The following is a 22037-nucleotide window of genomic DNA, read 5'->3' on the forward strand; positions in this document are numbered from 1 at the left end:
CCCATTTACTGAACACCTCCAGACAGGACGCGCCCATGAATCTGCCCCAAACCATGACCCTGATTGAAATCACCGAACCCGGCGGGCCCGAGGTGTTGAGGCCGCGCCAGGAAGCGGTCCCCACCGCCGGTGTGGGCGAAGTGCTGATTCGCGTGCATGCCGCCGGGGTCAATCGCCCCGACGTGATCCAACGGGCCGGCAAGTACCCGATGAAACCCGGCATGAGCCCGATCCCTGGCCTGGAAGTGGCCGGCGAAGTGGTTGCAGTCGGTAAAGACGTGAGCGAATTCATCGTCGGCGACAACGTCTGCGCGCTGACCAATGGCGGCGGCTACGCACAATACTGCGTCGCACCGGCCAGCCAGACATTGCCGATCCCTCAAGGCATGGATTGGGTGCAAGCGGCGGCGGTCCCGGAAACGTTCTTCACGGTGTGGGCGAATCTGTTCGACATGGGTGGCGCCAGCAAAGGCCAGCGAGCATTGATTCACGGCGGCACCAGCGGCATCGGCACGACGGCCTTGATGTTGTGTCGCGAGTTCGGCGTCAAGGCATTCGCCACGGCAGGCAGTGAGGAAAAGTGCGCGGCGATCCGCAAGCTGGGCGCGGAGGCGATCAACTACCGCGACCAGGATTTCGTCCAGGTGATTCAGGAAAAAACCGCCGGCAAGGGCGTCAATGTGATTCTCGACATCATGGGCGGCTCGTACCTGAACTCGAACATCGCGGCGCTGGGCATGGAGGGTCGACTGGTGATGCTGGGCTTTCTCGGCGGTGCCCACGCCAAAGACGTCGACCTGATGGCGATCATGAGCAAACGCGCGACGATCACCGGCTCACTGATGCGCTCGCGGACCCGCGAAGAAAAAGCCTCGATCGCCGAGCAACTGCGCGAGTACGTCTGGCCGGTATTGGCTGCCGGGCGTTGTCTGCCGATGATCGACAAGGTCTATCCACTGGCTGATGCGGCACAGGCTCATGCGCGGATGGAAGGTGGCGATCACATTGGCAAGATTGTGTTGCGGGTGGATTGATCTGCCACAGGGGGCCGTGAACGACTGTCGAAATTATTCCCGCCCCCGCTGCGCTTCTGTTAAAAAACGAACTTCAGTTTTTTACCGATGGACCACCCAATGGCCTCCTCCCTGCTCACCCGTCTTCGCCGACGCTGGCTGCCCTTGCTGTGCATGGCCGGGCTGGTTGTCGGTCTGCCCGTGAGTTGCGGGGTGCTTGAGCACACCGAACGCGAGCTGCTGTTTCGTATCGAGCCGGGCACCGCTGGCTGGTATCGCGGCTTGCCAAAGGACGTTCAGGAGTTCGACATCAAGTCCGCAAGCTTCAAAGGCGGGCAAAACCTGCATGCCTGGTGGTGGCCCGCCGCGCGGCGGGATGCACCGTCGATCCTCTATCTGCATGGCGTGCGCTGGAATCTGACGGGGCAGGCGTTCCGTATCGAGCAATTGCGCGCCATGGGCTATTCAGTGCTGGCCATCGATTACCGTGGGTTTGGTCAGAGCAAGGGGGACCTGCCATCGGAGGCCAGCGTGTATGAAGACGCCCGAGCCGCCTGGGAGCGCTTCAAGACGATGCAACCCGACGCCGGCAAGCGCCTGATCTACGGCCACTCCCTCGGCGGTGCCGTGGCCATCGACCTGGCGGCTGACCTTGCCGCACAGGCGAAAAAAGACCACGCCGCCGTTCCGGTGCGCGGTCTGGTCATCGAGTCCACCTTCACGTCGCTGGGCGATGCCGTGGCGCAGGTGGCCGAAAGCAACCTGCCGGTGAAATGGCTGCCCGTGCGCTGGTTGCTATCGCAGAAATTCGATTCCATCGACAAGATCGTCGACATCGATATGCCGCTGCTGGTGGTCCATGGCCTGGCCGACGCGTTCATGCCCTCGCGATTCAGCCAGCAGTTGTTCAATGCTGCCAGCGAACCCAAACGCCTGCTGCTGGTGCCGGGCGGTACGCACAACAACAGCATGAGCCTGGGCGGCACCCAGTATCGCCAGGCACTTGAAGGCTTGATGAAGGCAAAGCCGCCGCAGATGGCCGGGCCGACGCTGACTCGCGGTACTCAGGATTCCTGAAGACTATCGATAACCTTGCGCCTGCAGCTTGAACAACTGCGCATAACGCCCGCCCGCCGCCACCAGACTGTCATGGTCGCCGCGCTCGAGGATCGCACCCTGATCCAGCACGATGATGTGGTCGGCGTTGCGCACGCTGGAAAACCGGTGAGAAATCAGCAGCGTCATGCGACCTTCGGTGTGCTCGCTGAAATGTTCGAACACCGCCGCCTCCGCCGCCGGATCGAGGGCTGAAGTCGGCTCATCCAGAATCAGTATGTCGGCATCACGGCGCATGTAAGCGCGGGACAAGGCGATCTTCTGCCATTGCCCGCCGGACAGTTCCTGCCCCCCCGCAAACCAGCGGCCCAATTGCGTGGCATAGCCGCGATCCAGACGCTCGATGAAAGGCGCAGCCATGCCCTCGGCGGCGGCCGCCTGCCAACGTTGTTCATCGTTGAACGCCAACGTATCACCCACGCCAATGTTCTCGCCCACGGAGAACTGGTAACGGATGTAATCCTGAAAAATCACACCAATACGCCGACGCAGTGCACCTTCTTCCCACGCCTGCAAATCGCTGCCGTCCAGTAGAATTCGGCCCTTATCGGGACGGTACAGACGGGTCAGCAACTTGATCAGCGTGGTCTTGCCTGAACCGTTCTCCCCCACCAGCGCCACACTGTGCCCCGGCACGAGGTGCAGATCGATGCCCTCCAGCGCAGGGCGGCTCGCGCCCGGATAACAGAACCCGACGTTCTCGAACCGCAAACCATCGCCGGGCAGTGCACCCTCGGTGAGATGCCCGGTATCCACGACGACGGGTTCAGCCAGGTATTCATAAAGACTCGACAGGTACAGGCCATCTTCGTAAAGACCGCTGATGGCGCTCAAGCTGCTGCTCACCGCGGTCTGCCCTTGCTTGAACAGCACCAGGTACATGGTCATCTGGCCGAGGCTGATACTGCCGTGAACGGTGTCGACCACCACCCACGCGTAAGCCAGGTAAAACGCCCCCGTGCCCAGCAACCCCAGCACAAAACCCCAGCCATCCCGGCGCAAGGTCAACCGGCGGTCCTCGGCGTAGAGTCGCGCGAACGTCTCGCGATACCGCTTCAACAGCAGCGGCGCGAAACCGAACAGCTTGACCTCCTTGATGTACGCCTCGTGGGAGAGCAGCGTCTCGATGTAGTTCTGCTGCCGACTCTCCGGCGCACGGCGGGTGAAGAGCCTGAAAGCGTCACCGGAGAAATGCGCTTCGGCAAAAAATACCGGCAGTGCGCCGACCACCAACAGCACCAGCGCCCACGGCGAAAAATGCACCAGCAACACACCGAAGCTGATCAGCACGATCAGGTTCTGGATCAGCCCCAGCGACTTCATCACCAGCGCCAGCGGCCGGGTCGACGCCTCGCGCCGCACCCGAACCAGCTTGTCGTAGAACTCCGAATTTTCGAACTGCACCAACGACAACGTCTGGGCTTTCTCCAGAATCATTGTGTTGACCTTTTGCCCCAACTGCACCCGCAACAACGACTGCTGCACTGACAGCGCCCGTTGCGTCCCGGACAGCAAAGCAAGCACACCGGCTTCAAACAGCACGTAACGCACGACCGGCCATAATGGCGCACTGCCCTGCTGCGCATGCAACTGCATGGCGAACACCACGGCATCGACGATGCGCTGGCCCAGCCAGGCGGCCAGCGCGGGGAGCATGCCAGCGATCAGGGTGGCCAGTACCAGGCCCAGAAACAACCCGCGAGAGGTTCCCCAGACAAGGAGCAAGGCGCGTCTGGCCTGGTCGAGCAAGGAGGTGATGCGGGAGAGGCTCGCAGGCATGTTTATCTGCTGCGCTTGCGTGGTTTCTCGAAGGGTCTTCTTGAAGGTGGAGGACCGAGGGGAATAACCAGCCCGGGGGGTGGAGGGCCACCATTGTGCCACTCCTCCATTAACCGCCGAAGTTCAGCCGGCATTTCTTGCGGTGCTTTGCTTGTCATTTAATCACCCTGTTGTTTTCGTGAACTCGACCCACTGAACCTTTGAAACATCAATAACAATGACTTCGATCCCGGTGTGAAACGGTTTGTTTGCACCATCAATCCAGCTAGGGTACTCGAGAACGAATTGTCCTCGTGCAGGTTCCGACGGCCATTCTGTTGGCCAGCCAAACAGGCGTTTGCCATCTACCAAATGCAGCATTACATATCTTTTCCGCGATAAAAAAGCGCTGTACCACTCGCAAGGATATGAAGATTGCGTGGTGATTTTCAGCTTCCGCAGTAAAGCGTGAAGCTTGTCGCTGCTAGCGATGTGACAGGATAGAAAGCCCAACAGCACCGCTATCACAGCAGACCACAGAGCCTCCGATTTCCTGTCCCACGCGCCGACTGAGAAAAAACGCTCCCCCGTTAAAAGCAGCAACGCTCCCAAACCGACAACCAGCGACTGAATCACAAACGTAAAAATCAACGCCTGGACGATCTGCCCAAAGGTATCCGGACGTTTGAACGCCGTCAGCGAGTAAAAAATCCAGGCTGCCAAAAAACCCGGGAGCAAATACTGAAGTAACGGAATCACTTCCTTGACCAAGCCATCCATGCCATTCCAATCCATTGAAAAGTTCGAACTGGCGCAAATAAATACAGCACTGCAACAGCCTGTGTCATCCATTGAAAATGGAGGCTCGTCACAAGAAATGTCGGGGCTACAAGCGGGACTACAAGCCGAAAATCCTCCTACATTCAACAAAGAAAAACTGGACAAAAACTCAATCCAGATCCGACGTCATGTGCTCCTGAAACCGCGCCCGATACCGCCCCGGACTCTCCCCCGTCCACTTCTTGAACGCCCGATGAAACGCACTCGGCTCCTGAAAACCCAGTTGTTCGGCAATGTCACCAATGCTGGCCTTGCTCTGACGCAACTGTTCAAACGCCACGCCGCGTCGCACTTCGTCCTTGATCTCCTGATACGAACACCCTTCACGCTCCAGCTTGCGACGAAAGGTGCTGGGGCTGAGGTGTTGTTCCAGGGCGAAGGCTTGCAGGGTCGGCCACTGGCTGTAATGACTGTGGCGCAAACGCTGATGAACCTGCGACGCCAGGCCATGCTGGTTGCGGAATCGGATCACCAGCCATTGCGGCGCGGTACGCAGAAACACTTTCAGGGAGGCGAGGTCCTGAACCACCGGCAGGCGCAGGTAGTGGCTGGCGAATTCGATTTCGGTGCGCTCGGCGCCGAAAGTCAGGTTGGGGCCCCAGAGCAAACGATCATCGCTGAGGGCCACGCGTTCATGACGAAAATCCGCACGATCGATGGGGATGCGCCGACCGCCCAGCCAGCACAGCAGGCTGATCATCAGCACCAGAAACGTCTCTTCGCCCAAACGCGCCACATCATCGTTTTGCGCGCAGGTATCCAGGCTGATGACCGCACGTTTGCCGCGCACCGTCAGCGTGCCGCGAAAGTCGCGAAGGAACAGCGCAAAGTTGCTCAGGCACTGGCGCAGGGCTTTGTGCAGATCGGGCTCCTGAATCAAGGCGCGGCATATCAGGGCGAAGCTGCCCGGCGGCATCCCGTGGGAGTCGAGCCGGAAGAACTCGTCGTCGAGCTCGCGGATCTGGATCAGCCAGAGTGCGGCGAACGCACTGGCCGGCACCCGCGCCACGGGCTGTTCGATCAACGCCGGATCGATGCCTGCCTGCTCCAGCGCAGCCCGCCGTCGCTGCGGGTCGTCCCCCAGCCCATGGATCATCGCCTGCACAAAGTAGGCGGCCACCGAGTCCTTTTCCCGCATCTGAACGCTTCGCTCCCCAATTACCCGAATGGCAAAAAACACCAGCACCGTTGAACAGTTTCGGCATAGGACAACCGCCCCGCCGGTTCTAGACTCGCGGCCAATAGTACGCCTTCGGCCGTTGCCTCGGCCAAGGTATCGCAGGGTTTGACCGGAAGGACGTGTGACATGAATCTGCAAAACATCGGCGTGATCGGCGCTGGCACCATGGGCAACGGCATCGCGCAAGTCTGTGCCCTGGCGGGTTTCAATGTGACCTTGATCGACATCTCCGAGAGCGCTTTGCAAAAGGCACTCGCGACCGTCGGTAAAAATCTCGACAGGCAGGTCAGCAAAGACACGCTGACCCAGGAGCAAAAGCTCGCCGCCCTCGACAAGATCCGCACCAGCACCGATTACGCTAGTTTGCAGAACGTGCAACTGGTGATCGAAGCCGCCACCGAAAACCTGGATCTGAAACTGCGTGTGCTGCAACAGATCGCCGCGCAGGTCAGCACCGAGTGTGTCATCGCCTCCAACACGTCGTCGCTGTCCATCACCCAGCTCGCCGCCAGTGTCAGCCAGCCTGAGCGTTTCATTGGCCTGCATTTCTTCAACCCGGTGCCGGTCATGGGCCTGATCGAAGTGATTCGTGGCCTGCAAACCAGCGACGCGACCCACGCGATGGCGCTGGACATGGCCACGACCCTGGGCAAAACCGCGATCACCGCAGGCAATCGTCCGGGTTTTGTGGTCAACCGGATTCTGGTGCCGATGATCAACGAAGCGATCCTGGTGTTTCAGGAAGGCCTGGCCAGTGCCGAGGACATCGACGCCGGCATGCGCCTGGGTTGCAACCAGCCGATCGGCCCGCTGGCACTGGCGGACCTGATCGGCCTGGACACCGTACTGGCGATTCTCGAAGCCTTCTACGACGGTTTCAACGACAGCAAATACCGTCCCGCGCCACTGCTCAAGGAAATGGTCGCCGCCGGCTACCTGGGACGTAAAACGGGGCGCGGCTTCCATGCCTATGCCTGAGCGTTGCTCACGTTTCGCCGAGTACCGGGACAAGGTGCTGGAGCTGTTTGCCAGCAAGGGGTTCGGGCAGGTCGGCATGCGTGAGCTCGCGACCTGCCTGGGGCTCGCCCCGGGCTCGTTGTATCACCATTACCCCAGCAAGCAGCACTTGCTGCTCGACCTGATCGAGGAGTTCTATGAAGAACTGCTGTCGACGCTGGGGCGTATCGATCAAAAAGCTTCAGCGAAACGCGACAAACTGCAAAACCTGATCCGCGCACACCTGAATCTGCATCAGGAAATGCCCTGGCATTTCCGCCTGGCAGAACGCGACAGCGGTTGCCTGAATGAAGAGCAACAGGCGCGCGTTCAGCAGTTGCGCGAACAGTACGAACGCAAATTACTGCTGATGCTCGGCACCCGCGCCCGCCTCAGCGAACAGGCGCAACGTGCCGCCGCACATGCTATCGCCAATCTTCTCAACAGCGCGCCGAGCTGGCTGGCGCACCAGGCGCTGGAGGAACATGAGCGGGTCGAGATGCTGGAAAATCTCGTGGGCGGGGCCATTGAACGTTTGCTGCGTCCCTCGGCGCCACGCGCAGTGGCCTGAAAGCGCAGTTGCGCAAAGCCATAAGCCGCGTCGGCCCAATAGGAAAAACATCTAAACGAATGTTGCGAATTACCACCTCTAACGCTTTGCTGATGGAGCCCAACCATTGCAGAGCCGCAGGTGTATAGCGCCTCCCTCTGTCTCCTTTATCACCGGGAGTAAAACATGAAAATCAATCCCTACCTCATCTTCAACGGCGACTGTAAAGCCGCGTTCACCTTCTATGCCCAGGCCCTGCAAGGCCAGCTCGAAATGATGATGACCTTCGGCGAAAGCCCGGCGCGCGAGCACTTCCCGGCAGACCTGCACAACCTGATCATTCATACCCGTCTGTCGGTGGGCGACCAGGCGATCATGGGGTCGGATACCACCCCTGATCGCCCCACGGATGACATGGCCGGCTGTTCGGTCTCGCTGAATGTCGACAGCATTGCCGAGGCGGAGCGCGTCTTCAATGCGCTGGCGGAAGACGGCAGCGTGCAAATGCCTCTGGAAGCGACCTTCTGGGCCGCACGTTTCGGGATGCTGGTCGATCGGTTTGGTGTGTCATGGATGGTCAATTGCGAGAAGGATCAGTGACTTTTCAGGCAAGCAAACGCCCAACCTGAAAAAGTCGGGCGTTCTTGAAACTCCCGGGCCGCCTGCTACCGTCAACAGACCACCCCGCCTCGCCGCGGCCCCTTCGGAGGAAATCCGCCATGCCCGCTCATGACGCACCCCCTTCGTCCGCCATGGGCGCCTATGTCAATGGGCCGCTCTGGGCTCGCGATGTAAGAACCATTGAGGGGCGCAAACTCAAAGGGATCGTGATCAAGTACCGCTAGCGGTCGGCTACCCCTTCACGCATACCACCTGACGCAAGGTATGCAGCACTTCCACCAGTTCGCGCTGGGCGTGCATCACGTGGTCGATGTTTTTGTAGGCCATCGGTATTTCATCGATCACCGCCGCATCCTTTCGGCACTCGACGTGGGCGGTGGCGCGGATCTGATCTTCGACGGTGAACAGGCTTTTCGCTTTGGTACGGCTCATGGTGCGGCCAGCGCCGTGGCTACAGGAGCAGAACGATTGCTCGTTGCCGAGCCCGCGAACGATGAAACTTTTCGCCCCCATCGATCCTGGAATGATGCCCAGCTCACCCTTCTGCGCCGACACCGCACCTTTGCGGGTCACCAGAACATCCTGACCAAAATGCCGCTCTTTCTGCACGTAGTTGTGGTGGCAGTTCACCGCCTCCAGGGCGACGTCGAACGGCTTGCTGATCACCTTCCGAGTCGCCTGAATCACCGATTGCATCATCAGCGCGCGGTTCTGCCGGGCGAAATCCTGAGCCCAACCGACGGTTTCAACGTAATCATCAAAATGCCGACTGCCTTCTTTGAAGTAGGCCAGGTCACGGTCCGGCAGATTGGCGATGTGCTGGCGCATGTCGCTCTGAGCCAGTTGAATGAACAGGTTGCCAATGGCGTTGCCAACCCCGCGTGAACCGCTGTGCAGCATGAACCAGACCCGGTTGGCTTCATCCAGGCATACCTCAATGAAATGATTACCGCTGCCCAACGTGCCCAGGTGCCCGCGATTGTTGGTGCTGGCGAGTTTCGGGTACTTGTCGGTGATCGCCTTGAACCGTGGGTTCAAGGCAGCCCAGGCTTGATCGGCCTCTCTGGGAACGCTGCCCCAGGCACCGGTGTCCCGAACGCCACGACCGACGGTGCGCCCATGGGGAACCGCCTTCTCGATCGCGCACCGCAAACCATGCAGGTTATCCGGCAGATCAGCGGCGGTCAGCGACGTGCGCGCGGCGATCATGCCGCAGCCAATATCTACCCCGACAGCGGCCGGGATGATTGCGCCCACGGTAGGAATCACACTGCCGATGGTCGAGCCCTTGCCCAGGTGCACATCGGGCATCACCGCCAGGTGTTTGAAGATAAACGGCATCTTCGCGGTGTTGATCAACTGTTGCCGGGCTTCGTTTTCTACCGGAACGCCTTCGGTCCAGAGCTTGATCGGTTTGCCGTTGGCGACTTCCAGCAATTGATAGGTAGGGTCTTGCATGATTCGGTGCTTTCCAGTGGCCGATGTTTCGGCCCTGTTCTGATGACTGAGCCGTACATTGAGTCCTCATAGTATCCCAGCGAACGCGAACATTCCCTGGCGTCGAACATGTCTGTCAGACATGTAACGCCAGTTTAGGAACCGTCTGACATCAATTCCCAAGCCCCCTTGATAGCCTCGCACAGAACCCGGCTACGGGACGTTCTATTGTGATCTGACCAGGGAAGGTCATTTACGCACGTTGCATCAACGTCCCGGAGCCTGTGCCACGTCACAGGAAAAGGAAACCTGGATGGTTAATGCAAACCCTCGTGCCCGTTTCAGCCTTGCGATCAACGACATTCAACATGACCTTCAGGTGCTCAAGTTCACCGGCAAAGAGCTCATCAGCCAGCCTTTCGCCTTTGAGATCGAGCTGGTCAGCGACAGGCGAGACCTGGACCAGAATGAGCTGCTGCACAAACAAGCCTTTCTCGCTTTCAACGGTTCCGGCGACGGCATTCACGGGCAAATTCATGGCGTGGTCAAAGGCAGTCTCGGTCATGGCCTGACCCGCTACAGCGTGACGCTGGCGCCCAGGCTGGCGTACCTGGACCACCGCACCAATTGCCGTATTTTCCAGCAAATGACCGTTCCGCAAATCATCGCGCAGGTGCTCGACGGCCACGGCATCCATCGTGACTTCCACCAGTTTCAACTGGGCAGCGCTTACCCGGATCGTGAGTACTGCGTTCAGTACAAAGAGTCCGACAGAGCGTTCATAGAGCGACTCTGCCAGGAAGAAGGCCTGCACTACCACTTCCAGCACAGCCGCGAAAAACATGTGATGGTGTTCGGCGACGACCAGACAGTGTTTCCCCGGCTCGACCGTCCGACACGCTTTAGACACGACAACGGCCTGGTCGCCGACACACCGGTGATCAAGCACTTTGACGTGCAAGTGCGAGTTGGCACCCACCGCACCACTCGCCGCGATTACGACTTCAAAAAAGCGCGCATCTTGCTGGAGGCCGAGAGCAGGTCCGATAGGTCCGGGACTGAAGCGGATCTGGAGGATTACCAGTACCCCGGTCGTTTTACCCAGGGAGATCGCGGCAAACTGTTGAGTCGACGCGAACAGGAACGTCACGGCACTGCGTGCCGGGTGGCACGGGGTAAGAGCGATCAACCGATGCTGCTCTGCGGGCATTTCCTGCCGCTGGCCGAACACCCGGACGAAGAATGGAACGACCTGTGGTTGCTGACCGAAATCGAGCATGAAGGTGCACAACCGCAAGTCTTGCAACAGCACGCGGCCTACACCGGCACCGGCGATGACAACGGCTTTCAGGGTTATCGCAACCAGTTCCTCGCCACGCCTTGGGACGTGATCTACCGCTCGCCGCTGACCCACGACAAACCACGAATCGCCGGCGTTCAAAGCGCCGTGGTCACAGGCCCCAAAGGCGAGGAAATCCACTGCGACGACTTCGGTCGGGTCAAGGTGCAATTCTTCTGGGATCGCGAAGGTCGCTACGACGATAAAAGCAGTTGCTGGCTGCGTGTCTCCTCCCTCCTGGCCGGCAACGCCTTTGGCGGCGTCGCCTTGCCGAGAGTCGGCATGGAGGTCCAGGTCAGTTTTCAGGACGGCGACCCCGACCATCCCGAGATCAGCGGCTGCCTGCACAACAGTGCCAACCCGGTGCCCTACGAATTACCCGCCAACAAAACCCGCAGCGTATTCCGCTCCCGCAGCTCGCCAGACAGCACGGGGTTCAGCGAACTGCATATTGAAGACCGCGCCGGTCAGGAATTGATTTACCTGCGCGCCCAGCGGGACATGGAACAACGGATAGAAAACGACAGCCGCCTGGAGGTCGGCAACGAGCTGCGCACCACCGTCAAGGGCGACAGCGTTACCGTGCTGCATGCCACGGAACACCGCACCACCAGCGGTGATCGGCACACACAGCTCAAGGCCAACGACTACCTGCAAGTTGCCGGCAACAGCCACACTCACGTAGATCAAACCCAGGCACTCAGCGCTGGCCGGGCGGTTGTTATTGAAGCCGATCTGATCATTCTGAAGGCCAGGACCCAGTTCTCGATCGAAGCCGGTGGAGAACATTTACAGGTAGGCGGCGGCGGAATTTTCGGCAGCAGCGAACTCCAGATCGGTGGCGCTCCGATGCGCGCGCCAGCCGACTCGATAGCAATGCCGCGCTCAGTCGATGGCTTGTCCGTGCCACCCGAACTGCCGCCCATGCTCGCGTCGTCCCAGCCCGCACTGATGGCGGCAAGCAACGCGTTGGCGGCGGATCTCTGCCCCCTTTGCGAAGCGTGTCGTGATGGCTTCTGCCCAACGGAAGGAGCTGCCGCATGACCCACACACTCCCCCGCCAATGGATGAACGAACAGCGCCGCCTGGGCCGCGAACTGTGCCTGGTGCTGGACTCGCAGAACGAGCGTGAAACCCGTCAGCTGTTGTTGAAGTCCAGCGGACACGACCACTACCTGAGCGTCTACAACGCAACGACCCTCGCGAACCTGGCCGATGCCGGTCCGTTCATCTTCACCCTGGAACAGTCCGGCGACCGGCGCCTCGACGAACTGCTGGATCATCCCGAACGCAACTGGGGCTGGCTCGCGAGCGTCGAAAAAGGTGCGTTACGCGGGTTGGTCAATCACTGGCAACAGCGATTGATTGTCGGGACGCGTCCCTATCAGGCGCTGTATCGCTTTCACGACAACCGAGTGTTGAGTCGCGCGCTGAAACACCTGCGGCCTGAAGAATATCCAGCCTTTCTTGGGCCGGCGATCAGCGTCTGCTACTGGGACGGCGCTGCCTGGAACACAGCTCACAATCCTATCCCCGGAACGTACCCCGTGCCGGACCAGCCGCTCTGGTTGCGCACACCCCTGCCCCAGCCACAGGCCTCGGAAATTCGCCGGCTCAACGCCCATCGTTATTTGCTGGCCGAGCATGTTGAGGCCTACGTCAATCTCGCCGAAGAACATGAACCTGATGCGTGGTTGCGTGAGCGTTTAGCGCTGGCAGACAGGTGGGGCTGGTTGGAGCCAGAGCAACTGGAATTTCTGTTGATTCAGAGTTTGCAAGCGCCGGGTTTTACTTTGCCCCCGGAGTGGGAGGTGCGGGGTGATGAGAGTCCGGTGGAGCACTTTGAGCGGGTGCGGCAGTTGGTGGGGTTTTGGCGGGGGGATGTGCCGATATGAAATGGAAATCAGAAATCGCAGTTGTGGCTTGTTGTCTTGGGTTGGTCACGGGTTGCTCTACCGGGCAGCCGGACACATTCACCTTCACTGCCGATTTACCGCCCGATTTTGCCTACAAGGCCATCGCCGAGTATGTGCCGGCCAAAGGAGAAACCTGCACCGTGCCGGGGGGAAGGAATACGGCCGTCGGGTACAACATGAAGTGGCGTGAAAGTTACACGCCAAATTCTGAAATTTCCATGTATCGAACAGTCAGTGGCTGTCCGCTGGTGATCAGGCGCATCAAGCTGGATATCAACGCTTCCTATTGGACACATAGGGGGGACTTCGGTGGGGACAGCGCAATGGTCATCGTCCGCGATGATCTGGAGGAACAATACAAAGGCACGTTCAGTGAATCGGGTGAAAGCACTTTCTACGGTCATTGTCAGTGGCTGTTTCGCACTTCGGGTGCGCAGCGACGCATTGTCAAAATTCTCGATTGCAAAGCAGCGAACGCCCGAGGAGAGCCGGAACGTGGCCACCCGGTTTCGGGGTACAGCCTTGATCAGCTACCGGGTAAGACCGTGAAGATGAAGATTACGTTGGCTGATAAGGAGCGCCCCGCCATTGGCGACACCTGGGTCAATGTGACTGGCGGCTGGAAACGCTGCATGGGAGACAACTTTGAAGACCAATACGCCTTTTGCTTTGGAAACGACAAGGACTTCAGCAGTTTTCGTATGCCGGATGGACGGAAATGCACCATTTACCCAGGTTGCACGGAATAAGGACATTAATCACATGCAAATTTTTTCTTCACAGCAGAATTCGATGCTGAAATTTTCTGCGTTGGCTTGCTGCATCACATTAATCACCGGCTGTGCCAAGAGTCAGCCGAACACATTCACCTTCACCGCCGATTTGCCGCCCAACTTTGCCTACAAGGCCATCGCCGAGTATGTGCCGGCTAAAGGTGAAACTTGCACCGTGCCGGGGGGAAGGAACACGGCCGTCGGGTACAACATGAAATGGCGTGAAAGTTACACGTCGAATTCCGAGATAGCCATGTATCGGACGGTAAGCGGCTGTCCGCTGGTCATTTCGCGCATCAAGCTGGAAATCAATTCCTCGTACGGCAAAGAACGAGGCGATTTCGGTGGAGATTTCGCCACAGTCGTAATCCCCAATGAGGTAGAGGAAAAGTACAAAAGCGGCTTCAACGAAGCCGGCGAAAGTACTTTTTATGGTCAATGTCAGTGGCTGTTTCGCACCTCAGGCGAGCCTCGCATCCTCCGCAAAATCCTTGACTGCAAGTCAGCTGAGGCAAATGGCGAGCTGGACCGAGGCCATCCGTTTTCGGCGTACACCCTCGACCAATTGCCGGGAAAGACCGTGAAGATGAAAATCAAGCTGGCGGATGAGGAAAAACCAGGCTGGGGAGACACCTGGGTCAAGGTGGTGGGTGGCTGGAAGCGTTGCATGGGCAAAGGTTTCGAGGATCAAGACGCCTATTGCTTCGGAAACCACACCGATTTCAGCACCTTCAAAATGGTGGATGGACGCATCTGCACCATTTACCCCGGCTGCACGGAATAAGGACATTAATCACATGCAAATTTTTTCTTCACAGCAGAATTCGATGCTGAAATTTTCTGCGTTGGCTTGCTGCATCACATTAATCACCGGCTGTGCCAAGAGTCAGCCGAACACATTCACCTTCACCGCCGATTTACCGCCTGATTTTGCATACGTCGCAGCGGTTTACTACGTACCCGCCGAAGGTGAGGCCTGCACTGTTGCAACAAAGGACAACTTGGCGCCGGTTTTCAATGACCAATGGCGAAAAGAATACAAACCCGATTCCGAAATAGAGATTCATATAACGCGCAAGGGCTGCCCGTTGGTCGTTAGGCGCATCAAACTGGAGATCAACTCGGCGTATGGAAAAGATCGAGGCGACTTCGGAAGGGAAAGCGCCATGGTTGTTATTCGCCATGAACTGAAGGAGCAATCCAAAGGCATTTTTAGTGAAGCGGGTGAAAGTGTCTTTTACGGTCAGTGCCAGTGGCTGTTTCGCACTGCGGGTGCTCAGCGACGCATCGTTAAAATCCTCGACTGCAAAACGACCGACGCACAGGGCCAACTAGGGCGTGGGCGCCCATTTGCGGCGTACACCCTTGATCAGCTACCTGGGAAGACCGTGAAGATGAAGATCACGTTGGCCACGAAGGAAAGACCTGGCTGGGGTGACACCTGGGTCGAAGTGCCCGGTGGCTGGAAGCGTTGCATGGGGAAAAATTTTGAAGATCAGGATGCTTTCTGTTTTGGAAATTACTCTGATTTCAGCACTTTCAAAATGCCAGATGGCCGTATCTGCACTATTTACCCCGGCTGCACGGAATAAGGAGATTCGGAAATGACATCTATGGAAAAAGAACTTGCATCGCCATTGAGCAGCAGCGTACTGACATGCCCCTTACAAGGTAGATGGAGCAGCTTCCAACTGGTCGACGAGTTCGGCTCTGGCGAGCCGTATTCGGGACTGGCTTATTCAGCAACTGACTCTGAAGGCCAGAAGTACACTGGGCATCTAGACATCACAGGTACGGGCAAAATAAACAACCACTTTGCGGGCCCCATTGCGTTGTTTCTTGACCAAAAATATGAAGGTGGGGAAACCGTTTATGTGCGAGCCCAAACAAGACCACACTACGCGCTCAAAATCACCGAACTCCAAGTACGCGCCGAACAAACACGTTATCTGAATCAAAACTCAACCCGTACCCAGACAAACCCCGCACAAGCCTGTGCAGACGAATTCCTCCAAGTAGAAGTACGTCACTTGGTCAAGCATGTTTCACACTTGCCGCCCGAGGTCTATCGTCTTTATCCGCATAGCCCGAACCGAGCGAAGACCATGGGTGAACATGGGAGGCTCGGCGTTGCTCTGCTTCCACTGAAACACACAGTTCTGGAAGTTCGCCCTCTACGAGCGTTGCGACCAATGCTGTCGACTGCTCCCGAATTTTGTGCGTTGAATCTCTATCAGTTCGCATTAATGGCTACCCTGAGCTACTGCCCTTTTGGCATGAAACCTGAAAAACGCCCCATTGAAAAAGGGCCTGTGTATTTTCCCGTGCAACCCAGCGTTGGAAACTGGTTCGGCGATTCATTGGCAAAGTCTGATGAGCTGTGGCGTGTCGATGCGGGGCAAACCAAAGCTTTCTACCCACTATATGAGGATGTGCCGTACTCCAAACGCCTAGAAATTGTGCCGTTTGATCCGGACCTCTATGTAGTAAACGACCCTGAGCTAAAAGACGATCAGGAACACCCAGCCAAAATTCACTTTCTCGACGATACCGACAAAAAAGGAGCCACCGATACCCAAGCTTTCATTACCCACAATGACGAACTGATCCTGATCGCGGTACGTGGCACCTACGAACTCATCGCGGATGGACTGCGCGATGCCGATGCATTCCAAGTGCCGTTTCAAGAAACTGAGAGCAAAGTACACCGTGGTTTCTACGAGGCCGCGCAGAAAGCATATGAATTCGTTGTTAACTATCTCGACAAATTCTATGCAGGGCAAAAACTGCTCATCTGCGGCCACAGCCTCGGTGGCGCCGTTGCACTGCTTCTCTCCGAAATGCTGCGTCGTCGCCCGGATTTCGACTACACCCTCCAGCTCTACACCTACGGCGCCCCCCGCGCTGGCGATGCCAAATTCGTCGAAGGCGCGAAAGACCTGGTGCATCACCGCATCGTCAACCACAACGACCCGGTGCCAAGCGTGCCGGGTACGTGGATGGACACTAAGGCCGATGTTTTTGGAACGGGGTTGGCGTTGACGTTTGTCAACGTGCCGCTCGGGTTGTCGGTGTTTTTTGCGGGCATCACGAACTGGACGGGCGAGCCGTACGATCACCATGGTTCGTTACGGCATTTCATGCCTGTGGAATTTGAGCGTGGGATAAAGTCCGCGATCCTGTGGGAACCCGGCTGCGACACCATCACCCAACATGCGGCTTGCAGCTTGGCGATTCAGCAGAAAAACGGGTTGCCCCATCGGCCACCATTGCTGGCGCAGATCTTCCAGGCCGGAAATCATTTGATGGCCGGTGGATATGTCCCGGCGTGTTGGGCGGTTCTGCTGCGGTGGCGGCAAGCGCACGAGGACAAGCGTTCGCGGGTTACGGACCTTGAGTTCAATTGGGTCGCGAATTCGCTGGCACGAATCACCACACAGTTACGGGAGATAGAACGTGGAATACCGGCGCGTTCGGAGGCCTACGTGCGCACCCAGGAGAACAACATCCGAGCACTCGGCCTGGAAAAAAGCAGGATTGCAATCACAGTCGATCGCTTGAAACGCGTGCGTGAAGAGAGGGTGACGGCACACGCGCTTTACGGGTCGCTGCTGGAACAGCCTGAGCAACTGAAGGCTAACGTGGCGCGCTGGTTGGCACATCCCGAGAACAAGTTTAAAGACCCGTTCGCCATGGCGCCGGAAGACCCGGAGGGGGACGCGCTGACGGCTTCGATCTATGGGCACACCATCGGTGCACCACACACGCTGGATATCGATTCGTTCTGTTAAACACGCCTGTGTTTAAAAGCCTCACCGGTTACTTCGCGAAAGCTACAGCGCCTTGCGTCATTGCCTACGGGTACGCCAGAATCCGCTGGCTTGTGCGCCTTGGGCCCGGGTTCTATCGTTGGTCGGTCGCTGAAAATCAGTGATCGGGTTTGGTAGCCCGGATTGTCCAGGCGCATCGCGCCACCTTTTGCAGACCTGCTTCATCTCTGCTCCTTTATGGTGGCCATGCGCGGGGCGTCTTCGGACGCGCCGGGTTCCTGGACCGGTCTACCAACCTGCGTATGGCTGCCACCCATCGTTTGGTAGCGAGGGGTGATGGCTCCTCATTTACATCCCGGGAGTTTCATCAATGATCAAACCAACACCCAACCCACCGAAAGCTTCCCCCTCCGCCGCCGACATCCACGCCACCCCACGCACACCGAGCACGATGTACACCCTCGATCCACACATCAACACCGAAGACCTTTTGGGACACGCTTGCGAATCACTGGCCTCGGCCCATGTCATGACCATGGATCTGGCGGACCGTACGCTCGGGCCGAGTCGCAATACCCTGCTGGGCATTGCCCAAGTGATCATGCTGGGCGAACTCAACGTGAACCGGGCGCTGGATCAACTCGATCCAATCGAGTAGTCCTGTCCTGTGGCGAGGGCCTGCGCCCTCGTCACCACCACTGACCGAGTCACTTGATCCGATAATGAAAGGTATTGCGCACCGCCGGCACCGAAACCACCTGGCCGTCGACGACTTTCGGCTGATAACGAAAGGTGTTGGCCGCCGCCAACGACGGACGCATGAACAGCGGATGACAGCCGTCGAGCACCTTGGGATTTTCAACCTTGCCTTGGGGGTTGACCGTATATTCCACGGTGCAATCGCCTTCGATGTTCTTGTCTAGCGCCCGTTGCGGGTAGTCCGGCGCTTCCTTGCTCAAGGGCAGGTACTGACGACTGTTGGCGGCGACCTGGGCCGCTTGCTGGCGAGCGCGTTCAGCGTTCAACCGGGCCTGTTCGGCTTGATGCGCCTGTTGCACTTGCTGCTCGGCGAGGCGTTGTTGTTCAGCCTCGCGAGTGCGTTTTTCCGACTCAAGGCGCTGGCGTTGGTGCTCGGCCTGAAGATCGCGCTTTTTGTCTTCGACCCGTTTGCGCGCCAACGCAGCTTGTTCGAGTTTCTGCGCCTGGATCTGTGGGTCGATGGCGGGTTTGACGGGAGCCGGAGCAATCGGTTCGGGCGGTGATGGCTCGACCAACGCCGGTGCCGGTTCGGGTGCCACAGGTTGCGGCGCCGGCGGCAACATCACCAGTTGGGTTCTCAGCACAGAAGGCGGTTCGACGGGCGGCTTCTGCGGCGACCAACCGTGCACCAGCAACGCGAGGACGGCCGCGTGCAACGCCACCGCCAGGCTCGCCGCCAGACTGTTCTGCCAGAAGCCGCTGCGAGCACCGGGCAGCAACGTCATCGAAGGACTGTGCATGATCATCGCCGTCATTGCGGGGCCTCGGTCACCAGCCCGAGGTTGCTGACTCCGCCCTGCTGCAACGCCGCCATGGCCGCGACCACGCTGCCATAACCGGCGTCCTTGTCGGCGCGAATGTAGACCTGAGTGTCGTGGCGCTCGGCGACGATTTGCGCCACTTTCGCCCGCATGTCGTCAAGGCTCACCGCACTGTCGGTCTGGTGTTGAGTGTCGAGTTCACCGCCGACATTCCAGTAGTAACCACCCTCGGCCTTCACCGACAACGTGAGGATTTGCTGACGCGTGTCAGTGGCCAGGGCTTCACTGGCGACCTTGGGCAGTTCGATCTTTACACCTTGGGTCAGCATCGGCGCCGTGACCATGAAAATCACCAGCAGCACCAACATCACGTCGATGTACGGCACCACGTTCATTTCGGCCTTGGGTCCGTGTTTGCGTTGCGGTTTGATCAGCATCTTCACGCTCCTCTCAGGCTGCGGCGGCCAGGTTCATCGGCGCACCGTGCAATGTGCGATGCAGACGCACCTGAAGTTCATTGCCGAAGGCGTAGTAACGGGTGAGCAAGGTCTGGCTGCGGGAGGAAAACCGGTTGTAGGCAATCACCGCCGGAATCGCCGCAAACAAACCGATGGCCGTGGCGATCAGCGCTTCGGCGATGCCGGGCGCCACGGTCGACAGCGTCGCTTGCTGGACCTGAGACAAGCCGAGGAAGGAATTCATGATCCCCCACACTGTGCCGAACAGACCGATGTAAGGGCTGACCGAGCCGACGGTGGCGAGAAACTGCAAGCCTTTCTCCAGCTGCACTTCCTGTTCGCTGATCGCCACATACAACGCGCGCTCCACACCTTCGAGCACCACGTCGGCGGGGTTGCCCGAACGCTGATTGAGATGACTGAATTCGCGAAGCCCTGCATGAAAAATCGGCTCCACACCGCTCTCGCTACCTGCCGTTTCCCGGTACAGCGGCTGCAGATCCGAAGCGCCGCGAAACTGCTGCACGAAAGCATTCATCTGCCGCTCGCGCTGCTGCAACACGCGACCGCGCTGGATGATCAGGTACCAACTGAGCAACGACGCCAGCAACAGGGTGAGCATGACCGCCTTGACCAACAGACTGGCGTCGCTGATCAGCCCCCAGATCGTCATGTGTTCGAGCGTGGCCTGCATGGTGAAACTCCTTGTCTGAAGCGCTCGGGCCGTCGATGCGCGACGGCCGTTGAGCTATTGGATGAAAGTGGGATGACAGGTTGATGACCGGCCCGGATCAAGGCAGCTTCAGGGCTTGAGTGACCTCGGTCCAAGGCACGAATTTGAAGTTTTGCGTCTGCTCGGGCATGCGCTTGCGGCCGTCCTGCACCACCAGCAGGCCTTGGCTCCAAGGTCCGCCGAGGTTCACCGAAGTGACTTCAAGGCCATCGGTTTCCGAGGCGCCATCGATGCCGAGCGCTGCGTTCAGGCCGACGCGAAAAGCGCCCCGCGAGGCGAACGGCGGCTCGGCGTCCAGCACCAGGTAGCTGTCGTTACCCTGGCTGGAGATCACCAGATAATCGCGAGCCTCGCTTTGATACAGCGCCAGACCTTCAACGTCGGCCTGCAGTTGTGGGCCGACCTTGATCACGCTGGTCAGTGTCGCCGGCTGATCGGCGCGTGCATCCACCGCCCAGACGCCGACATCTTCTTCACCGAGAAACAGCCGTTGACGTTGGTCGTCGGCCACGCAGCCTTCGGGTTGGCTGTCGACCTTGAACTGGCGCACCAACTCACCTTTTACCGTGCCGTTCGGCGCACTCAGGCGGTATTGCAGGAACGTGCCGTCCTTGCCGTTGGCGATGGCGTAAAGCTCGCCACTGGCAGGCTGGAACAGGCAGATGCCGTAGATTTCCTTGAGCGGCGTGGGGATCTCGCCGGCTTCACGCAGCTCGCCGCTAAGACGGTCGATGCTGAACAGACTGAGGCTGTTGTGATCGCGATTGCTGGCGACGGCGAGGTCGACAGTCTGTGGGCCGAGTTTGAAATTCGGCCGCAGGTCGACGTTGTTCAGGCGCCCGACCGGTAACTCCTGCAGCAACTTGCCTTGCAGGTCATACGCCAGCAACCCCTGCTTTTTATTGGTGCCCAGCACCCGGCTCAGCGACGGTTGCTGCGGGTGAATCCAGATCGCCGGATCGTCCGCCGCATCGCCCTGACGGCCGACCGGATCACTCTGGCTGAGCGCTTTAACGTTCGGCAGCACCCGCGCCAAGGGCACCGGTGTCGGCTGCCAGTTCAGTTCGCCTTCATACAGACGGCCGTCGTCATCGTCGCGCAGAAGAACCTGCAGGCCTTTGTCGGTCGGGCGCAGGGCGAGGTTTTCCGGTTCTATCAAACCTGGCAGCGCCAAGGTCGCCTGGGCCAACCAGTGTTCGCCCTGCTGCTGGTAGACATGCAATTGCGCGGCTTTCGGGTCCAGCGCGACGAGGCCACCGGGCACCAAAGCCATGGCGCCTGCGGTTTTTTTGATCGTGCCGAACGGTTCGCGCATGGCCACCGGCGTGCGGCTGACCTCGGCTTCGGGATGCGCCGGATACACCCACCACCCCACATTCTCTTCGTTGACCACCAACTGATTGGCGCCGTCGTCGACCTGACAATCCGTGGCCGACGGTGGCAGCGGCAAACCGCGCACCCGTTGTGGTCGCGGGTTGAGCGCCGCATCGTTACCCACCAGCCATTGCTCGCCCTTGCCCTCCTCGCCCACCAGAAACAGGAACAGGTTGCTGGCCTCGTCGCGATACAGGCACAGGCCGTTCACCGGGTAATCCCGCGTCGGCAGATACACCGGCTGGCCCCAACTGCGTTTGTCCGGATCGAGACTGACCAAAAATGCCTGCTGACGGCTGTTGTCCAGGCTTGCGACCAACACTTGCCGGCCGGCTGCGCGGCTGTCCACGCCACTGAACGATCCTGGTAAACGCGCCAGTTCCCGGCCCTGTGCATCGAGCAGCAGCAAACCGTCTTGATCGCTGGCCGCCAGGCGTTCGGCGCCAACATTGGCGGGCAGGAACGCCACCGCATCAACCGACAGATTGGCGCCCCATGGCTTGAGTGTCAGGCTGGGTACCGCCGCCAGCACCTGGCCGGCGGTCAGGCTGATCAATGCGGCCAGAAGATGGCGCTTGGATAGAAACGAAATACTCATGAACAGGCAAAGTCCTTGTCGTGGAATCGTGTAACGGCCATCGCG

Annotated in this window: 21 protein-coding genes; 13 read left to right on the forward strand and 8 right to left on the reverse strand. The window is 58.9% G+C overall.

From position 1 onward, the window contains the following. The first annotated feature begins 35 nt into the window (after positions 1-35). Both ACM6I5_RS20295 and ACM6I5_RS20300 read left to right on the forward strand, forming a co-directional pair. On the forward strand, positions 36-1034 hold the full coding sequence (locus ACM6I5_RS20295) for an NAD(P)H-quinone oxidoreductase (protein WP_414884527.1): 999 nt from the start codon (positions 36-38) through the stop codon (positions 1032-1034). Between the two features lie 99 nt (positions 1035-1133). After that, the gene (locus tag ACM6I5_RS20300) at positions 1134-2090 is read left to right on the forward strand and encodes an alpha/beta hydrolase (protein WP_414884528.1); all 957 of its coding nucleotides are present in this window, start codon (positions 1134-1136) and stop codon (positions 2088-2090) included. Between the two features lie 3 nt (positions 2091-2093). Here the strand turns inward: ACM6I5_RS20300 and ACM6I5_RS20305 are convergent, their stop codons facing one another. The 3 genes from ACM6I5_RS20305 to ACM6I5_RS20315 all read right to left on the reverse strand — a co-directional run bounded on the left by ACM6I5_RS20305 (position 2094) and on the right by ACM6I5_RS20315 (position 5865). Then, the gene (locus tag ACM6I5_RS20305; protein ID WP_414884529.1) at positions 2094-3908 is read right to left on the reverse strand and encodes an ABC transporter ATP-binding protein; all 1815 of its coding nucleotides are present in this window, start codon (positions 3906-3908) and stop codon (positions 2094-2096) included. 162 nt (positions 3909-4070) lie between these two features. After that, positions 4071-4667: a DUF6338 family protein gene (locus tag ACM6I5_RS20310; RefSeq protein WP_414884530.1), complete on the reverse strand. Its 597-nt coding sequence runs from the start codon at positions 4665-4667 to the stop codon at positions 4071-4073. Positions 4668-4836: 169 nt separating this feature from the next. Continuing rightward, a complete protein-coding gene (locus ACM6I5_RS20315) occupies positions 4837-5865 on the reverse strand; it encodes an AraC family transcriptional regulator (RefSeq protein WP_017337915.1) in 1029 nt (342 codons plus the stop codon). A gap of 168 nt (positions 5866-6033) precedes the next feature. Here ACM6I5_RS20315 and ACM6I5_RS20320 point away from each other — a divergent pair, with 168 nt between their 5' ends. The 4 genes from ACM6I5_RS20320 (at position 6034) to ACM6I5_RS20335 (ending at position 8298) form a co-directional block, all read left to right on the forward strand. After that, positions 6034-6885 carry a 3-hydroxybutyryl-CoA dehydrogenase gene (locus ACM6I5_RS20320; protein ID WP_414884531.1) on the forward strand — a complete coding sequence of 284 codons (852 nt, stop codon included), beginning with the start codon at positions 6034-6036 and terminating at the stop codon, positions 6883-6885. Then, a complete protein-coding gene (locus ACM6I5_RS20325; protein WP_033037264.1) occupies positions 6872-7474 on the forward strand; it encodes a TetR/AcrR family transcriptional regulator in 603 nt (200 codons plus the stop codon). Before ACM6I5_RS20320 ends, ACM6I5_RS20325 begins: the two co-directional genes overlap by 14 nt. Before the next feature lie 165 nt (positions 7475-7639). Continuing rightward, entirely contained in the window at positions 7640-8053 is a 414-nt protein-coding gene (locus ACM6I5_RS20330) for a VOC family protein (protein ID WP_017337912.1), read from the forward strand. Between the two features lie 119 nt (positions 8054-8172). Then, positions 8173-8298 carry a hypothetical protein gene (locus ACM6I5_RS20335; RefSeq protein ID WP_414884725.1) on the forward strand — a complete coding sequence of 42 codons (126 nt, stop codon included), beginning with the start codon at positions 8173-8175 and terminating at the stop codon, positions 8296-8298. 7 nt (positions 8299-8305) lie between these two features. On the opposite strand, the gene ACM6I5_RS20340 is transcribed toward ACM6I5_RS20335, so the two are convergent. Then, positions 8306-9532, reverse strand: a complete 1227-nt coding sequence (locus tag ACM6I5_RS20340) for an RtcB family protein (RefSeq protein ID WP_414884532.1) — start codon at positions 9530-9532, stop codon at positions 8306-8308. A 292-nt stretch (positions 9533-9824) separates the two neighbouring features. Between ACM6I5_RS20340 and ACM6I5_RS20345 the strand changes: the two genes are divergently transcribed. The 7 genes from ACM6I5_RS20345 to ACM6I5_RS20375 all read left to right on the forward strand — a co-directional run bounded on the left by ACM6I5_RS20345 (position 9825) and on the right by ACM6I5_RS20375 (position 17967). Further along, on the forward strand, positions 9825-11894 hold the full coding sequence (locus ACM6I5_RS20345) for a type VI secretion system tip protein VgrG (RefSeq protein ID WP_414884533.1): 2070 nt from the start codon (positions 9825-9827) through the stop codon (positions 11892-11894). Then, on the forward strand, positions 11891-12745 hold the full coding sequence (locus ACM6I5_RS20350) for a DUF4123 domain-containing protein (protein WP_031318703.1): 855 nt from the start codon (positions 11891-11893) through the stop codon (positions 12743-12745). Before ACM6I5_RS20345 ends, ACM6I5_RS20350 begins: the two co-directional genes overlap by 4 nt. After that, complete coding sequence (locus ACM6I5_RS20355; RefSeq protein ID WP_414884534.1) at positions 12742-13515, forward strand: hypothetical protein; 774 nt, start codon at positions 12742-12744, stop codon at positions 13513-13515. Before ACM6I5_RS20350 ends, ACM6I5_RS20355 begins: the two co-directional genes overlap by 4 nt. A 13-nt stretch (positions 13516-13528) precedes the next feature. Next, on the forward strand, positions 13529-14323 hold the full coding sequence (locus tag ACM6I5_RS20360; protein WP_414884535.1) for a hypothetical protein: 795 nt from the start codon (positions 13529-13531) through the stop codon (positions 14321-14323). 13 nt (positions 14324-14336) lie between these two features. Next, positions 14337-15131 (forward strand): hypothetical protein, encoded by a 795-nt coding sequence (locus ACM6I5_RS20365; RefSeq protein ID WP_414884536.1) that lies wholly within the window; start codon positions 14337-14339, stop codon positions 15129-15131. A gap of 12 nt (positions 15132-15143) precedes the next feature. Beyond that, the gene (locus ACM6I5_RS20370; protein ID WP_414884537.1) at positions 15144-17330 is read left to right on the forward strand and encodes a lipase family protein; all 2187 of its coding nucleotides are present in this window, start codon (positions 15144-15146) and stop codon (positions 17328-17330) included. A 349-nt stretch (positions 17331-17679) separates the two neighbouring features. Next, the gene (locus ACM6I5_RS20375) at positions 17680-17967 is read left to right on the forward strand and encodes a DUF6124 family protein (RefSeq protein ID WP_414884538.1); all 288 of its coding nucleotides are present in this window, start codon (positions 17680-17682) and stop codon (positions 17965-17967) included. 49 nt (positions 17968-18016) lie between these two features. Here the strand turns inward: ACM6I5_RS20375 and ACM6I5_RS20380 are convergent, their stop codons facing one another. The 4 genes from ACM6I5_RS20380 to ACM6I5_RS20395 all read right to left on the reverse strand — a co-directional run bounded on the left by ACM6I5_RS20380 (position 18017) and on the right by ACM6I5_RS20395 (position 21992). Continuing rightward, on the reverse strand, positions 18017-18823 hold the full coding sequence (locus ACM6I5_RS20380) for an energy transducer TonB (protein ID WP_017337901.1): 807 nt from the start codon (positions 18821-18823) through the stop codon (positions 18017-18019). Beyond that, complete coding sequence (tolR, locus tag ACM6I5_RS20385; RefSeq protein WP_017337900.1) at positions 18820-19266, reverse strand: protein TolR; 447 nt, start codon at positions 19264-19266, stop codon at positions 18820-18822. The genes ACM6I5_RS20380 and tolR overlap by 4 nt, the downstream gene beginning before the upstream one ends. Positions 19267-19279: 13 nt before the next feature. Continuing rightward, positions 19280-19981, reverse strand: coding sequence for a protein TolQ (gene tolQ / locus ACM6I5_RS20390; RefSeq protein WP_414884539.1), 702 nt, complete (start codon positions 19979-19981; stop codon positions 19280-19282). Positions 19982-20078: 97 nt separating this feature from the next. Continuing rightward, positions 20079-21992, reverse strand: coding sequence for a phytase (locus tag ACM6I5_RS20395; protein WP_414884540.1), 1914 nt, complete (start codon positions 21990-21992; stop codon positions 20079-20081). Positions 21993-22037: the final 45 nt, after the last annotated feature.

The sequence above is a fragment of the Pseudomonas sp. IT-P171 genome (assembly GCF_949767765.1).
Taxonomy (GTDB): Bacteria; Pseudomonadota; Gammaproteobacteria; order Pseudomonadales; family Pseudomonadaceae; genus Aquipseudomonas; species Aquipseudomonas fluorescens_B.

Excerpts from the sequence above, each read along its gene's own strand:
- ACM6I5_RS20300 (WP_414884528.1), top strand. The coding sequence starts at position 1,134 with ATGGCCTCCTCCCTGCTCACCCGTCTTCGCCGACGCTGGCTGCCCTTG.
- ACM6I5_RS20345 (WP_414884533.1), top strand. The coding sequence starts at position 9,825 with ATGGTTAATGCAAACCCTCGTGCCCGTTTCAGCCTTGCGATCAACGAC.
- ACM6I5_RS20355 (WP_414884534.1), top strand. The coding sequence starts at position 12,742 with ATGAAATGGAAATCAGAAATCGCAGTTGTGGCTTGTTGTCTTGGGTTG.
- ACM6I5_RS20380 (WP_017337901.1), bottom strand. The coding sequence starts at position 18,823 with ATGACGGCGATGATCATGCACAGTCCTTCGATGACGTTGCTGCCCGGT.
- ACM6I5_RS20310 (WP_414884530.1), bottom strand. The coding sequence starts at position 4,667 with ATGGATGGCTTGGTCAAGGAAGTGATTCCGTTACTTCAGTATTTGCTC.
- tolR (WP_017337900.1), bottom strand. The coding sequence starts at position 19,266 with ATGCTGATCAAACCGCAACGCAAACACGGACCCAAGGCCGAAATGAAC.
- ACM6I5_RS20365 (WP_414884536.1), top strand. The coding sequence starts at position 14,337 with ATGCAAATTTTTTCTTCACAGCAGAATTCGATGCTGAAATTTTCTGCG.
- ACM6I5_RS20325 (WP_033037264.1), top strand. The coding sequence starts at position 6,872 with ATGCCTATGCCTGAGCGTTGCTCACGTTTCGCCGAGTACCGGGACAAG.
- ACM6I5_RS20375 (WP_414884538.1), top strand. The coding sequence starts at position 17,680 with ATGATCAAACCAACACCCAACCCACCGAAAGCTTCCCCCTCCGCCGCC.
- ACM6I5_RS20295 (WP_414884527.1), top strand. The coding sequence starts at position 36 with ATGAATCTGCCCCAAACCATGACCCTGATTGAAATCACCGAACCCGGC.
- ACM6I5_RS20320 (WP_414884531.1), top strand. The coding sequence starts at position 6,034 with ATGAATCTGCAAAACATCGGCGTGATCGGCGCTGGCACCATGGGCAAC.
- ACM6I5_RS20315 (WP_017337915.1), bottom strand. The coding sequence starts at position 5,865 with ATGCGGGAAAAGGACTCGGTGGCCGCCTACTTTGTGCAGGCGATGATC.
- ACM6I5_RS20335 (WP_414884725.1), top strand. The coding sequence starts at position 8,173 with ATGCCCGCTCATGACGCACCCCCTTCGTCCGCCATGGGCGCCTATGTC.
- tolQ (WP_414884539.1), bottom strand. The coding sequence starts at position 19,981 with ATGCAGGCCACGCTCGAACACATGACGATCTGGGGGCTGATCAGCGAC.
- ACM6I5_RS20340 (WP_414884532.1), bottom strand. The coding sequence starts at position 9,532 with ATGCAAGACCCTACCTATCAATTGCTGGAAGTCGCCAACGGCAAACCG.
- ACM6I5_RS20395 (WP_414884540.1), bottom strand. The coding sequence starts at position 21,992 with ATGAGTATTTCGTTTCTATCCAAGCGCCATCTTCTGGCCGCATTGATC.
- ACM6I5_RS20350 (WP_031318703.1), top strand. The coding sequence starts at position 11,891 with ATGACCCACACACTCCCCCGCCAATGGATGAACGAACAGCGCCGCCTG.
- ACM6I5_RS20360 (WP_414884535.1), top strand. The coding sequence starts at position 13,529 with ATGCAAATTTTTTCTTCACAGCAGAATTCGATGCTGAAATTTTCTGCG.
- ACM6I5_RS20305 (WP_414884529.1), bottom strand. The coding sequence starts at position 3,908 with ATGCCTGCGAGCCTCTCCCGCATCACCTCCTTGCTCGACCAGGCCAGA.
- ACM6I5_RS20330 (WP_017337912.1), top strand. The coding sequence starts at position 7,640 with ATGAAAATCAATCCCTACCTCATCTTCAACGGCGACTGTAAAGCCGCG.
- ACM6I5_RS20370 (WP_414884537.1), top strand. The coding sequence starts at position 15,144 with ATGACATCTATGGAAAAAGAACTTGCATCGCCATTGAGCAGCAGCGTA.